General features: G+C 70.5%; 13 protein-coding genes. 7 read left to right on the top strand and 6 right to left on the bottom strand.

Annotated features, from left to right (window positions below; translation table 11 throughout):
• Nucleotides 1–159: 159 nt before the first annotated feature.
• Nucleotides 160–327 carry a DUF3117 domain-containing protein gene (locus tag OHA11_RS15160; RefSeq protein ID WP_003966491.1) on the top strand — a complete coding sequence of 56 codons (168 nt, stop codon included), beginning with the start codon at nt 160–162 and terminating at the stop codon, nt 325–327.
• Between the two features lie 144 nt (nt 328–471).
• On the opposite strand, the gene OHA11_RS15155 is transcribed toward OHA11_RS15160, so the two are convergent.
• The gene (locus tag OHA11_RS15155; protein ID WP_323186768.1) at nt 472–1,170 is read right to left on the bottom strand and encodes an O-methyltransferase; all 699 of its coding nucleotides are present in this window, start codon (nt 1,168–1,170) and stop codon (nt 472–474) included.
• 214 nt (nt 1,171–1,384) lie between these two features.
• Between OHA11_RS15155 and sigE the strand changes: the two genes are divergently transcribed.
• The 5 genes from sigE to OHA11_RS15130 all read left to right on the top strand — a co-directional run bounded on the left by sigE (nt 1,385) and on the right by OHA11_RS15130 (nt 6,931).
• Nucleotides 1,385–2,122, top strand: a complete 738-nt coding sequence (gene sigE / locus OHA11_RS15150) for an RNA polymerase sigma factor SigE (protein WP_266496470.1) — start codon at nt 1,385–1,387, stop codon at nt 2,120–2,122.
• The gene (locus tag OHA11_RS15145; protein ID WP_266496467.1) at nt 2,119–3,075 is read left to right on the top strand and encodes an anti-sigma factor; all 957 of its coding nucleotides are present in this window, start codon (nt 2,119–2,121) and stop codon (nt 3,073–3,075) included. Before sigE ends, OHA11_RS15145 begins: the two co-directional genes overlap by 4 nt.
• A 139-nt stretch (nt 3,076–3,214) precedes the next feature.
• A complete protein-coding gene (locus OHA11_RS15140; RefSeq protein WP_266496465.1) occupies nt 3,215–5,170 on the top strand; it encodes a trypsin-like peptidase domain-containing protein in 1,956 nt (651 codons plus the stop codon).
• A gap of 224 nt (nt 5,171–5,394) precedes the next feature.
• Complete coding sequence (locus OHA11_RS15135; RefSeq protein WP_266496462.1) at nt 5,395–5,856, top strand: sec-independent translocase; 462 nt, start codon at nt 5,395–5,397, stop codon at nt 5,854–5,856.
• 418 nt (nt 5,857–6,274) lie between these two features.
• A complete protein-coding gene (locus OHA11_RS15130) occupies nt 6,275–6,931 on the top strand; it encodes a hypothetical protein (protein ID WP_266496461.1) in 657 nt (218 codons plus the stop codon).
• Between the two features lie 285 nt (nt 6,932–7,216).
• On the opposite strand, the gene OHA11_RS15125 is transcribed toward OHA11_RS15130, so the two are convergent.
• From OHA11_RS15125 to OHA11_RS15115, 3 genes are read right to left on the bottom strand one after another with little or no spacing between them, the layout of a single operon-like run.
• Nucleotides 7,217–8,350: an Mrp/NBP35 family ATP-binding protein gene (locus OHA11_RS15125; protein ID WP_266496458.1), complete on the bottom strand. Its 1,134-nt coding sequence runs from the start codon at nt 8,348–8,350 to the stop codon at nt 7,217–7,219.
• Between the two features lie 43 nt (nt 8,351–8,393).
• Entirely contained in the window at nt 8,394–8,993 is a 600-nt protein-coding gene (locus OHA11_RS15120) for a DUF1003 domain-containing protein (protein ID WP_266496455.1), read from the bottom strand.
• Nucleotides 8,983–10,305, bottom strand: coding sequence for a CBS domain-containing protein (locus tag OHA11_RS15115; protein WP_266496452.1), 1,323 nt, complete (start codon nt 10,303–10,305; stop codon nt 8,983–8,985). The genes OHA11_RS15120 and OHA11_RS15115 overlap by 11 nt, the downstream gene beginning before the upstream one ends.
• Before the next feature lie 209 nt (nt 10,306–10,514).
• On the opposite strand from OHA11_RS15115, the gene OHA11_RS15110 reads away from it, so the two are divergent.
• A complete protein-coding gene (locus OHA11_RS15110; RefSeq protein WP_266496449.1) occupies nt 10,515–11,273 on the top strand; it encodes a hypothetical protein in 759 nt (252 codons plus the stop codon).
• Between the two features lie 174 nt (nt 11,274–11,447).
• On the opposite strand, the gene OHA11_RS15105 is transcribed toward OHA11_RS15110, so the two are convergent.
• Nucleotides 11,448–11,999, bottom strand: a complete 552-nt coding sequence (locus tag OHA11_RS15105) for a hypothetical protein (RefSeq protein ID WP_266496447.1) — start codon at nt 11,997–11,999, stop codon at nt 11,448–11,450.
• A gap of 251 nt (nt 12,000–12,250) precedes the next feature.
• On the bottom strand, nt 12,251–13,363 hold the full coding sequence (locus OHA11_RS15100) for a magnesium and cobalt transport protein CorA (RefSeq protein WP_266496445.1): 1,113 nt from the start codon (nt 13,361–13,363) through the stop codon (nt 12,251–12,253).
• Nucleotides 13,364–13,397 lie beyond the last annotated feature (34 nt).

Raw genomic sequence — 13,397 nt, 5'->3', positions numbered from 1 at the left:
AAGCGATGCCGACTGATGTTGGTCATCGGGTCCTGAGATGCGGGATAATGGCCTGGAAGCAATGTGTTCGATGCCGGTGACGCGTGTCCGACGAGAGGATGCGTGCCCTTCAGTGGGGCCGTCGGCGACGATGAGCTGGTTTCAGGAAGGGGAACGAGCATGGCGGCCATGAAGCCGCGGACGGGCGATGGCCCGCTCGAGGTGACCAAGGAGGGGCGGGGCATCGTCATGCGCGTTCCGCTCGAAGGCGGCGGTCGGCTCGTCGTCGAGCTGACCCCTGACGAGGCCGACGCGCTCGGCGACGCCCTCAAGAAGGTCGTCGGCTGACGCGGAACGCGACCATACCTGTCCACTGCCCCGGCATCCAAAGTGATGCCGGGGCAGTGGGTTTTCAGGGTGCGCCAGCGAGGTATGCCCCGCATGTTCACGCAGGTCAGCAGGGGTTTTTGGGCGGTCCGGCGAGGTGCGGGATCAGCGTTTGACCGCGCACAGCAGGCCGTCGCCGGACGGCAGGAGCGAGGGAATCAGCTCCTGGCTCTCGCGGATCGTGCGCAGCAGCTCGCGCAGCCGCAGGACCTCCGTGGGCTGCGGGCCCGACTCCACGGTCCGGCCGTTCGCGAAGACGCCCTCGAAGACGACCAAGCCGCCGGGCCGCAGAAGGCGCAACGATTCAGCGAGGTAGTCGAGGCACTCGAGACGGTCACCGTCGCAGAAGACGAGGTCGTAGCCGGCGTCCGCGAGCCGGGGCAGAACGTCCAGCGCGCGGCCCGGAATGAAGCGGGCCCGGTTGCTCGCGAAGCCGGACGCGCGGAAGGCCTGGCGGGCGAACTGCTGGTGCTCCGGCTCCGGATCCACGGTCGTCAGTACACCGTCCGGCCGCATGCCGTGCAGAAGATGAATCCCGGAGACCCCGGTCCCGGTCCCGATCTCCGCGACCGCCTTGGCGCCCACAGTGGCGGCGAGCAGTCGCAGCGCGGCGCCCGTGCCGGGTGACACCGAGCGCAGCCCTGCCTCCCGGGCCCGGTCCCGGGCCCAGTGCAGTGCTTCGTCCTCGGCGACAAAGGCGTCGGCGAACGCCCAGCTCGTCAGCCGGTTGCCGGTAATGGCCCTCTCCTGTCCCCGTGGTTGCCTGGGCGTGACTGTATCCGTTGCCGCCGGGAACCCGCAGATGGGACCAGGCGTTGAGAGGGGGTGGAGAACTACGCGGGGGTAGCAGATGGATCAGGACACCCAGCAAGTGCTGGCGCGACCATATGAGCGCGTATCAATTTCTCGTAAAACCGCTTATCCGGAGCTAACGGGCGAGGTGGCTATGGTAGGGGCTCCACCGGACACCACCAGAGCCGACAGGGGAGGTGCGGCTGCGCCTGTGGATCGGGGAGGGGTGCTTCGGCGCCTACTCGGATCAGCGGGTGAGCCGAAATCTGTGAACGACACCGCTGACCGTTTCCTCCCCCGTTCTCGGCTGCGCTCGAATGGGGGGACCCCCATCCCTGACTCCGCTCAGACCGCGACCTTCACGTCCGACGCGGACTCGCCGGCGTGGACTCCGCCCACCTGGGAGGAGATCGTCAGCACGCACAGCGCCCGGGTCTACCGGCTCGCCTACCGCCTGACGGGCAACCAGCACGACGCCGAGGACCTGACCCAGGAAGTCTTCGTCCGGGTCTTCCGTTCCCTGTCGACGTACACACCGGGCACCTTCGAGGGCTGGCTCCACCGCATCACCACCAACCTCTTCCTGGACATGGTCCGCCGCAAGCAGCGCATCCGTTTCGACGCCCTCGGCGACGACGCGGCCGAGCGCCTGCCCAGCCGCGAGCCCTCCCCGCAGCAGGTCTTCAACGACACGCACTTCGACGCGGACGTCCAGCAGGCTCTCGACACACTCGCCCCGGAGTTCCGCGCCGCGGTCGTCCTGTGCGACATCGAGGGACTGTCGTACGAGGAGATCGCCGCGACCCTGGGCGTCAAGCTCGGCACGGTCCGCAGCCGGATCCACCGCGGCCGCTCCCAGCTGCGCAAGGCGCTCGCCCACCGTGCACCCGAGGCCCGTGCCGGGCGCCGCGGTTTCGCGGTCACCGGAGTGCCCGCTCTGGGAGGAGGGGGCGCGAGCGCGTGAGTGGATCACGGCTGAATCCTGCCGATCGGCCCCTTACCGAGCAGCACCTCGGAGACCGGCTCTCCGCCCTCGTGGACGGCGAGCTCGGTCACGAGGCGCGCGAGCGTGTCCTGGCACACCTCGCCACGTGCGCGAAGTGCAAAGCCGAGGCCGACGAGCAGCGACGACTGAAGAACGTATTCGCGGAGGTAGCTCCGCCACCCCCCTCGGAGAGCTTCCTGGCCCGTCTCCAGGGGCTGCCCGGGGGAGGCGACCCGGACGGCGACAGTTCGCGGCTGGGCGGCGGAGGGTTCGGTACGTCCGGAGTCTTCGGCATGAAACCGGACTCCTTCGGTTACGTGCCGTCCGGGCCGCATGCCGCCGTGCTGCCCTCGGAGCAGCGCGGGTTCCGCATCCATGACATAAGCCGGCGTGAGGCCGAGCGGTCGGCCTCACGGGGACTGCGCTTCGCGGCCGCCGCGGCCGGTGCCGTGTCGCTCGCCGCGATCGCGCTCGGCGGGGTGTCGACGGGCGTGCCGATGGACACCACGGACGCCCGCGGCGCATCCGGCTCCGGAAGCAATGTGACCCCGATGCGGACCCCGAACACGGGCGGTGCGTCCAACCCCGACTCGCAGCGCCGCCGTTCCGTCGCACCGCTGCTCGCACAGGGACAGCGCTCCTTCGCCGAGGAGGGGGGCGCGCAGACCGAGATGTCCGCGCCGCTGCTGCCCGGCGTGCCCGCGACCGGCACGCCCACGCCGGTCGTGCAGAGCGCAGACGCGCTGTACGCGCTGACCACCCCGGTGGTGGCCGGTGCCGTAGCCATGTCCCCGCTCATACGTCCCTTCAACCCCACCCCTCCGGTCACGCTGACGGCGTGGTCGACGGCGTCGGAGTTCGAGACGCCCGTGCTGCCCCTGGCGCAACCGTCCGACTCGTCCGCCTCACCTTCGCCTTCCTCCCCTGGCTGAACCGGCCCTCTGCGCCGCGGCCCGTGAACCTGGTTGAATCCAGGGATGGGCCGCGCCCGCAGCAGGAACCCGGACGCGGAGTGGACAATCCGCGGTGAACCGCCGACGCGTCGAGCCGCGGGTCAGGTGTGGGGAGAGCATGGACGAGGGGAAGCCCACGAAGCCGAAGTGGTGGAGCAGGCCCCGGACCCACGTACCGGATTCCGCTCCGGCGGACCCGGTTTCCGCGGGGGACGGCACGAGTGGGTTTCACGGGGGTGAGGGCGGGGGCGGGGGCGACATGGACGGTGACTTCGAACTGGAGAAGCCTGCCGGAGCTGGTGCCCTCGGTGCCCCTGGTGCCCCCGGTGGCGGGACTGCCGATGTCGTCGATGCCGCCGGTTCCGACGGTCTTGAGGCTGTCGTTGGCGGCGAGGCCCCTGCGGCCGGTTCCATCGTGGCGCCGGGCCAGGTGTCGGGCGACGCGAGCGGTGGCGTCGACGCGCCCGTTGAGCGGCCCAAGCCTCTGCACGACCCGGATCCCTACAGCACGCCGCCTTACGGCGGACCCGGCCCCTGGGCGCCCGCGCCTCCGGTCCAGCATCCCGGGACGACTCCGGCGCACGGCACGACTTCCGGGCATGGGATGACTCCCGCGCACGGCACGACTTCGGGGCATGGGATGACTCCCGTGCATGGGGCGGCTCCCGCGCACGGTGCGACTTCCGTGCACGGCACGGCCGTTGAGGCTGCCGTGATTCCGTCGCAGGGCGCTCCTGTGGGCGCGGGGCCCGAGGGCGCCTCGGGTGCCTCGACGCAGTCGGGCGGCGCGCAGGGTGTTCTTGGATCGGCGTTGCCTTCCGGCGCACCCCCTGGCTACGCCCTCCCGACCCTGGTCGGCTCGGCTGCCCCGGTTCCCCCTGCCCCCTGGCAGAACTACGACCCCTGGGCCGCCGCCCCCCTCCAGCAGAACGGGGCCGCCGTCGAGACCACGGCCGGGCGGCGCAGGCGTACGAAGCGGGCGCTGGTTCTCGGGGCCGCGCTGCTCGCCCTCGTGTCCGGGAGCGTCGGCGGGGCCGTAGGGGCGTATCTGGAGCGCAACGGCGGGATCGACGACATCGTGCTGCCCCAGGCCGATACCGAGGCCAAGGGACGGGCCCCGGACAGCGTGGCGGGGATCGCGGCCAGCGCGCTGCCCAGCGTGGTGACCCTGCATGTGAGCGGGTCGGAGGCGCAGGGCACCGGCACCGGGTTCGTGCTCGACCAGCGCGGCCACATCCTCACCAACAACCACGTCGTCGACCCGGCGGACGGCAGCGGCGAGATATCCGTGACCTTCAGCGGTGGCCAGACCGCCAAGGCCAAGGTCGTCGGTCAGGACAGCGGCTACGACCTCGCCGTCGTGAAGGTGAGCGGTGTCAGGGGCCTCAAGCCCCTGGCCCTCGGCAACTCCGACAACGTCCAGGTCGGCGACCCCGTCGTGGCCATCGGCGCCCCCTTCGACCTGGAGAACACCGTCACCGCCGGCATCATCAGCGCCAAGGAGCGCCCCATCACGGCGGGCGGCGAGGAGGGCGACCGCAGCGACATCTCGTACGTCGACGCGCTGCAGACGGACGCCCCGATAAACCCCGGCAACTCGGGCGGCCCGCTGGTCGACTCCAGGGCCCGGGTCATCGGCATCAACAGCGCCATCCGCTCCGCCGACAGCGGTTCCGACCTGGAGGGCAGCCAGTCCGGTTCGATCGGCCTCGGCTTCGCCATCCCCATCAACCAGGGCAAGCGCGTCGCCGAGGAGCTCATCAACACCGGCAAGGCCACCCACCCGGTGATCGGCGTGACGCTCGACATGGACTACACCGGCGACGGTGCCCGCGTGGGCACCAAGAGCAATGACGGCGACCCCCCGGTCAACCAGGGCGGCCCCGGCGAACGGGCCGGCATCAAGCCCGGTGACGTCATCACCCGGGTCGACGGGCAGCGCGTGCACTCCGGCGAGGAGCTGATCGTCAAGACCCGGGCCCACCGCCCAGGCGACCGTCTGCAGCTGACCCTGGAGCGTGACGGCAAGGAGAGGAAGGTCACTCTCGTCCTCGGCTCCGCCGACGGTGACTGACGGAACGATCCCGCGGGCCGAACGAGTGGGCCAACCGACAGGAACTTCACAGGAAGCGTGCCGAACCCAGGCCCCATCAGGCAAACATCCTGGAAAACCCGACGTGTACACGCGGTCGGAGGTCCCAGGACAGTACCGGACAGACAGGAACGCCGGGTACCGTGGACCCGGCCCGGACCACGGAAAGACCCGCCGAGGGCCGAGGACATCGCAAGGAGCTGAAGGTGTTCAATGACATAGGACCGCTCGAGCTCGTGACGCTCGTTGTCCTTGCCGTGCTCGTCTTCGGCCCGGAGAAGCTCCCGAAGATGATCCAGGACGTCACGCGCACCATCCGCAAGATCCGCGAGTTCTCGGAGAGCGCCAAGGCGGACATCCGCGAGGAACTCGGCCCGGAGTTCAAGGACTTCGAGTTCGAGGACCTCAACCCCAAGACGTTCATCCGCAAGCAGCTGGACAACGACGAGCTGGGGCTCAAGGAGATCCGTAACGGCTTCGACCTGAAGAAGGAGATGGCCGACGTCACGGACGCGGTGCACGGCCGCGAGGTCGAGTCCTCCGCCTCCTCGTCGTCGTCCTCGTCGTCCTCCTCGTCCGGATCCACCGGCGGCTCCGTCGACATGACGAAGAAGCGGGAGAAGCTCGACCAGGACGAGCGCCCGCCGTTCGACGCCGACGCGACCTGAGCCGGGCTCGGCCGGCCGACCGCGCCGGCCGCGGCTGACTTGGCTTGGGCCGATCGTGGCTGACCTGGGCCCGCCCGGACCCACCTGAACCGGCCACGGTCCGAGGCCCGGAGCCCAAGGTCCGAGGCTCGGAGCCCCAAGGCCCGAGGCGTACGCCCGCGGGTCGTCCCCGGACGGCACGCCCGCCGTCCCGAACGTGCTTCACCCGGGTTGCGCACCCGCCGTTTTCCCGTACATCTCCCGCATTTGACCTGCTCACAGTGGGCCGGATCTGACGCGTACGCGACCCACGAGCCGACTGGTTTCGCTGCTTGCCGCAGAGCTGTGGCTATTCTGCCTAGTTGTTGTGCGGACCGGAAGGACGCCCGAAGGGGGGCGGGCCGCCCGGTCCGACTAGAGCGAGGAGGCGTCCGGGCTGATGGAGACGACAAGTCGGGTAGGCGCGCAGGCGCCGGCTGCGGAGGGCGGACAACAGGGCCCCTCCGCCCGGCGCACGGTCGACGGCTACCTGCTGGCGCCCTTCCCGTGGTACGGCCTCGACGAGGCCTTCACGGGACCGCGCTGGCTGATGCAGGTCGGCGCGTCGGCCGACGGAGCCATTGAGCACGGCTCGATCGGGCACGGCGACGAACCGTCCGTACGCGGCGACACCACGGAGGACAAGGAGCGGTTCGCGGTGGTGGTCACCGTGGCGGCCAACCCGGTGCGGCGCAGTGCCGACGGCACGGGCCTGCTGGAGGCCACCTCGGTGTCCTCCGCGGCCTGGCTCGCGGGGGTCGGGCTGCTGTCCTTCACCTGGCCCGGCCAGATGGACCACACGCTGCGGGACGACTGGCTGGACCAGCAGACCGAGACGGCGTGGGTCCTCGCGGACGATCTGACCGGGTCCGACTGGTCGGCGCTGTCCCTTCCCGTGGACGGGGTTCCGACGCCGTTCCACTACCGCGAGTCCGAGTTCGGGTGGGTTCTCGCGGGGTCCACGGAGAAAGGGGTCCACCTGGGGGCGTACGGGCGGGGGATGAGTGCGTACGGGTTGGGCTTCGCCATGATCAAGGACATCGCTACGTACGCCTAGGCGGCGGGCTGAGCGAGGAGGGCACCGTCTGCTGAGGTGCCCTCCTCGGTGTCGTTCGTCGGCTGCGGGCCCGGTGGGGGTTGTCGCGCCCACGATGGGGGTCCCCCCGGTCGAGCGAAGCCGAGAGTGGGGGAGGAGCCGCATGCCGATACAGCCCCGCGCCCCCAAAGACAAAAAGCCAGGGGCGCAGCCCCGCTTTTTAGGGGCGCGGGGAACTGCGCGAACAACCCCCACCGGGCCCGCAGCCGCCCTACAAGAAGCGGCCGCAGGGCCATGGGCGAAGCCCTAGAACTTGTTCCGCGGGGTGATTCCCAACGACATGCCCGACAGCCCCCGCTGGCGGCCGCCCAGTTTGCCCGCGATGGCTCGCAGGGCCGTGCCGGCCGGGGAGTCGGGGTCCGTCAGGACGACCGGCTTGCCCTCGTCGCCGCCCTCGCGGAGGCGGACGTCGATGGGGATGGAGCCGAGGACCGGGACGGTGGCGCCGGTGGTGCGGGTCAGGCCGTCGGCGACCGACTGGCCGCCGCCCGTGCCGAAGATGTCCACCATCTCGTCGCAGTGGGGGCAGGGCAGGCCCGACATGTTCTCGACGACGCCGACGATCTTCTGGTGGGTCTGGACGGCGATCGAGCCGGCCCGCTCGGCGACCTCGGCGGCGGCCTGCTGGGGCGTCGTCACGACCAGGATCTCCGCGTTCGGGACGAGCTGCGCGACCGAGATCGCGATGTCGCCCGTACCCGGCGGAAGGTCCAGGAGCAGCACGTCCAGGTCGCCCCAGTAGACGTCCGCGAGGAACTGCTGGAGGGCGCGGTGGAGCATCGGGCCGCGCCACACGACAGGCGTGTTGCCGGGGGTGAACATACCGATCGAGATGACCTTCACGCCGTTCGCCGACGGCGGCATGATCATGTTCTCGACCTGGGTCGGGAGGCCGTCGGCGCCCAGCATGCGGGGCACGGAGTGGCCGTAGATGTCGGCGTCAACGACACCGACCTTGAGGCCGTCGGCGGCCATCGCCGCCGCGAGGTTGACCGTCACGGACGACTTGCCGACGCCGCCCTTGCCGGAGGCGACCGCGTACACCCGCGTCAGCGAACCCGGCTTGGCGAACGGCACCTCGCGCTCGCCCTGGCCGCCGCGCAGCGCGGACGCCAGCTCCTTGCGCTGGTCGTCGCTCATCACGTCCAGCGTCACCTCGACGCGGGTGACGCCCTCGACCGCCGCCACGGCGTCCGTCACGTTCTTCGTGATGGTCTCGCGCATCGGACAGCCGGAGACAGTGAGGTACACGGTGACCGCGACAGCACCGTCCGCACCGATCTCCACCGACTTGACCATGCCGAGCTCGGTGATCGGACGATGGATCTCGGGGTCGTTCACTGTCGCCAGTGCTTCACGCACCGCGTCTTCCGTAGCCATGGTGTCGATGGTACGGCGCTTCCCACCGGCGCCGGAAAGCCTGTCACCGGTCGTCTACGTCACGTCCCCGAGGGCGTTCCGCCGGGAATACGACACGAGCGTCGCCGCGCCCGTCGGTACGCCCATCCTCCAGCTCCCTGACCAGGTCCTCCAGCTCGGAGCGGATCCAGTCACGGGTGGCGACCTCGCCGAGGCCCACGCGCAGCGCGGCGATCTCCCGGGTCAGATACTCGGTGTCCGCGATGGACCGCTCGTTCTGCTTGCGGTCCTGTTCGAGGTTGACCCGGTCGCGGTCGTCCTGCCGGTTCTGCGCGAGCAGGATCAGCGGGGCGGCGTACGAGGCCTGGAGCGAGAGCATCAGGGTCAGGAAGATGAACGGGTAGGTGTCGAAGCGCAGGTAACGGGGCGCGGACACGTTCCACACCACCCACAGGACGACGACGACCGTCATCCCGACGATGAACCGTCCCGTGCCCAGGAACCGCGCGATCCGCTCCGACAGCCGGCCGAAGGCCTCCGGGTCGTACTCGGGCAGCAGCCTGCGCCGCGGACGCTGCGGCTGATCCAGCCGCGTGCGAGGCCGGGGGGCGGCGGTCGCGCCGGTGGCGGCCCGTTCGCGGGCGGGCTCGCGCTCAGGAGCCATGCGCGTCCCCCTCGGCGGGCAGCTCCGCGGCCGACATCTCCGCGGACGTCTCCTCGTCCAGGTGGAACTCCGTCTCGCGCCAGTCCTCGGGCAGCATGTGGTCGAGTACGTCGTCCACGGTGACCGCGCCCAGCAGCGAGCCGCTCTCGTCGACGACGGGCGCCGCGACCATGTCGTACGTCGCGAAGAAGCCCGCCACGACGGGCAGCTCGGCGTCCGGGTCCAGCGGCTGCAGATCGTCGTCGAGCATCGCGCCGACGAGGGTGTACGGCGGATCGCGAAGCAGCCGCTGGAAGTGAACCGTGCCCAGGTATTTGCCCGTCGGCGTCTCGTCCGGCGGGCGGCACACGTACACCTGGGCGGCCAGCGCGGGGGAGAGGTCGGGGTTGCGCACCCGCGCGAGCGCGTCGGCGACGGTCGCGTCGGGACGCAGCACGATCGGCTCGGTCGTCATCAGACCGCCCGCCGTGCGCTCCTCGTACGCCATCAGCCGCCGTACGTCCGCCGCCTCGTCCGGGCGCATCAGCGCCAGCAGACGCTCCTTGTCGTCCTCCGGCAGCTCGCCGAGCAGGTCGGCCGCGTCGTCGGGGTCCATCGCCTCCAGGACGTCGGCGGCGCGCTCCTCCTTGAGCTTGCCGAGGATCTCGATCTGGTCGTCCTCGGGGAGCTCCTCCAGGACGTCCGCGAGCCGGTCGTCGTCCAGGGCCGCCGCGACCTCCGCGCGCCGCTTGGCGGACAGATGGTGCAGGACGTTCGCGAGGTCGGCCGCGCGCAGCTGCTCGAAGGTGGCGAGGAGGTTCTCGGCGCCCTGCCCGTGCTCCTCCAGCGAGAACCCGGTGACGGCCGACCACTCGACGGTCAGCGTCTCTCCCTTGGCCCGCCGGAAGGCACCGCCGGTCCTCCCCTTCCGTACGAAGACCCGGTCGATCTCCCAGTCGCGGCGGGCGGGCAGCTGCTGGACGGAGACGTCGAGGACGGTGACCTCCTCGTCGGTCCCGACGAGTGTGACGCGCCGGTCGAGCAGCTCGCCGATGACCAGCCGCTCGGTGGGCCGCTGCTCGAAGCGGCGGACGTTGAGGACGCCGGTGGTGATGACCTGGCCGGACTCGATGCCGGTCACGCGGGTCATGGGCAGGAAGATCCGGCGACGGGTGGACAGTTCGACGACGAGCCCGAGCAGCCGAGGGGGCCGCCGCACGACGCGCAGCATGGCGACCAGGTCGCGCACCCGGCCCACCTGGTCGCCGTTCGGATCGAAGACGGCGATTCCGGAGAGGTGCGAGACGAAGATCCTGGACGCGCCTGACGCCATGCCCGCGCCTCCTTCTCCGCATCCCCCGTACGCGCTTCAGTACGGGTGTTTTGCTATGTCATGTCCGCTCGGGTGGGCTTCAGGCTAGCCCGTCCCGGTCGGATACGCCCTGGTGAGCGGCGCGGACGGACTGGCTCCGAGTGGCGTAGGAGGCCCCGGTACGCTGCGGTACGCCGTTGAGGACAGCCGTATGAGAGGCAGCGCCACCTGTGACTGCGATTCCCCAGGGACGTACCCGTCGGGCCGCGTTGGCGAGCGCCGTGTGCGCGCTGGTCGTGACGGGGACAGGGGTGACGGGGTGCGCCGGGGACGACCCGGACGCGGGCACGAACGGGGTCGGAAAACTGCCCCCGGCCAAGATCCAGAGCACCACGCGGTCGGCGGCCCAGGCCGCCGAGACCGTACGACTGTCCGGGGCCGTGATCAGCAACAAGCGCACGTACAAGCTGGACATGCAGCTCAAGGGTGACGGCGGTACCGGCTCGGTCACCTCGAAGGGGGTGACGTTCCAGCTCCTGCGCGTCGACGAGCACCTCTTCATCAAGGCCGACGCGGACTTCTGGGACCACCAGGACGGCAAGAACGACGACGGTACGTCCGACACGACGGCCGCGGGCAAGCTTGAGGGCAAGTACGTGAAGGTCCCCAAGGGGGATCCCGCCTACAAGCAGCTCAGCGTCTTCACCGACAAGGACGTACTCCTCAACGGCCTCCTCACCCTCCACGGCGAGCTCGCCACCGAGGGCCACCACGAACAGAGCGGCCTCCGCACGATCCGCATCACCGGCGACAAGGGTTCCGGCGGCGAACTGGACGTCTCCCTGGAGGGCAAGCCGTACCCTCTCCTGCTCGTCCGAGCCGGCGGAGCGGGGACGCTTCGCTTGACGGACTGGGGAAAGGACTTCGCCCTGAAGGCCCCGGACAAGGACGACACGGTGGACTACGGGCAGCAACTCCCGTCGTCCTGAGGGGGGTTGGACTTATGGGTCGGGTGCGGGTACGTCGTGGCCGATCGCGCAGTTCCCCGCGCCCGTAAAAAGCGGGGCTGCGCCCCTGGCTTTTTGTCTTTAGGGGCGCGGGGAACTGCGCGACCAGCTCCCACGCACCCGCAGTCGACAACGCACCCCGCGGAGCGCTGCCGCTCAGCCGCGCTTGCGCTTCTTGAAGAGCAGCCGCGGCAACCCCGCCGGAATCGCCTGCCGCGTAGTCGCAGACGTAGGCAACGGCGCCGCAGCCAACGACCCGTCCGGCAACGACGCAGTCGACCCCGTCGGCGCAAGCCGAACCACCCGGCACTCCCGAGCCCACCGCCCCGGCATGGCCTCGCCGTCCGGAGCGTTCAGCCGCTTGCCCTTCAGCTCGCCGACAGCCGCGTCCCACTCCTCGGACCCGGGAGCGAGCTCCACCACCTTCGCGGACCAGGAGACCAGGCGACCGCCCTTGTCCTTGCTGCGTACGGTGACGACGGCCTCGCCCCCGTCCACGAGCCCGGGCAACGGCTGCTCACCGGGCCCGTCCCCGACCAGACACACGGCCCCGTCGTGCCAGACGTGCCACAGCGCCTGGGAGGGCGCGCCGCCCGACGCCCCGTCCCCCTGGAGGGAACCCTGGACGGGAAGCCCCCGCACCCAGACGAGCCCGGACTTCTTCGTGGCCTCCTCGACGAGGGCCTGGTCGAGCAGCTGATCCGTCATGAGGGTCAGCCTAGGTCCTGTCGTCAAATTCCCGTCGTCGCCCGAAGGACGGCCTCGCGGCGTCAGGTGCGTGCTCTCGGTGCGCCGGGCGTAGTCCCTCGTACTGGACGTACTTGGGGCTGCGCCCGGTGCGGCGAGTGGGGGCACCTCCCACGCCCTTAAGGCAGTGGGGGAGCGTGCATGGCGTCGCGAGGCAGACGGGAATTTGACGACAGGGCCTAGTGCCGGGCCCTCGTCCGGTGCCGGGCCCCTCAGAGCCAGCCGTTGCGCTTCAGCGTGCGGTGGATGCCCAGGCAGAGCACCACGGTGATGCCCATGATCACCGGGTAGCCGTACCGCCAGTGCAGCTCCGGCATGTGGTCGAAGTTCATGCCGTACACGCCGCACACCATCGTCGGAACGGCGATGATCGCCGCCCAGGACGTGATCTTGCGCATGTCCTCGTTCTGCGCGACGGAGGCCTGCGCGAGGTTGGCCTGGAGGATCGAGTTGAGCAGCTCGTCGAAGCCGACGACCTGTTCCTGCACCCGCGCGAGGTGGTCGGCGACATCGCGGAAGTACTTCTGGATGTCGGGGTCGACCAGCCGCATCGGCCGCTCGCTCAGCAGCTGCATGGGCCGCATCAGCGGCGACACCGCGCGCTTGAACTCCAGCACCTCACGCTTGAGCTGGTAGATCCGCGCCGAGTCCACACCGCGCGACACCCCGCCCCGGCGCCCGGGCGAGAACACCTCGGTCTCGACCTCGTCGACGTCGTCCTGGAGGGCGTCGGCGACCGCGACGTACCCGTCGACGACGTGGTCGGCGATGGCGTGCAGGACGGCCGAGGGGCCCTTGGTGAGCAGCTCGGGGTCGTCCTGCAGCCGGTGCCGCAGCGCCCGCAGCGAGCCCTGCCCGCCGTGCCGCACGGTGATGAAGAAGTCCCGTCCGGTGAAGCACATCACCTCGCCGGTCTCGACGACCTCACTGGTGGCGGTGAGCTCGTCGTGCTCGACGTAGTGGATGGTCTTGAAGACGGCGAACAGCGTGTCGTCGTACCGCTCCAGCTTGGGCCGCTGGTGGGCGTGGACGGCGTCCTCGACGGCCAGCGGGTGCAGCCCGAACTCGGCGGCCACACCGGCGAATTCGGCCTCGGTCGGCTCGTGCAGACCGATCCAGGCGAACCCGCCGTCCCGCCGCGCCTGCCGGATCGCCGCACGCGGCGTGAGGCCGTCGGCGGACGGGAGACGGACGCCGTCGCGGTAGACCGCGCAGTCCACGACGGCCGAACTCGCCCCGGCGTCGCGGGTGCTGTCGTACGCGCCGCCGTCCTTGCGCTGCGAGCTGGTGCGGACCGCGGCACGCAGGTCACGGATCATCGACATGGCTGGCTCCTTCGCGAACGAAAGCGGCCGGCAA

It is taken from the genome of Streptomyces sp. NBC_00878, assembly GCF_026341515.1.
Lineage (GTDB): Bacteria > Actinomycetota > Actinomycetes > Streptomycetales > Streptomycetaceae > Streptomyces.
This window is presented reverse-complemented; position numbering and strand designations above follow the sequence as displayed.

What these genes read in the sequence shown, in the direction of transcription:
- OHA11_RS15160 (WP_003966491.1), top strand. Translation starts at nt 160, where the DNA reads ATGGCGGCCATGAAGCCGCGGACGGGCGATGGCCCGCTCGAGGTGACC.
- OHA11_RS15140 (WP_266496465.1), top strand. Translation starts at nt 3,215, where the DNA reads ATGGACGAGGGGAAGCCCACGAAGCCGAAGTGGTGGAGCAGGCCCCGG.
- OHA11_RS15130 (WP_266496461.1), top strand. Translation starts at nt 6,275, where the DNA reads ATGGAGACGACAAGTCGGGTAGGCGCGCAGGCGCCGGCTGCGGAGGGC.
- OHA11_RS15125 (WP_266496458.1), bottom strand. Translation starts at nt 8,350, where the DNA reads ATGGCTACGGAAGACGCGGTGCGTGAAGCACTGGCGACAGTGAACGAC.
- OHA11_RS15120 (WP_266496455.1), bottom strand. Translation starts at nt 8,993, where the DNA reads ATGGCTCCTGAGCGCGAGCCCGCCCGCGAACGGGCCGCCACCGGCGCG.
- OHA11_RS15115 (WP_266496452.1), bottom strand. Translation starts at nt 10,305, where the DNA reads ATGGCGTCAGGCGCGTCCAGGATCTTCGTCTCGCACCTCTCCGGAATC.
- OHA11_RS15105 (WP_266496447.1), bottom strand. Translation starts at nt 11,999, where the DNA reads ATGACGGATCAGCTGCTCGACCAGGCCCTCGTCGAGGAGGCCACGAAG.
- OHA11_RS15100 (WP_266496445.1), bottom strand. Translation starts at nt 13,363, where the DNA reads ATGTCGATGATCCGTGACCTGCGTGCCGCGGTCCGCACCAGCTCGCAG.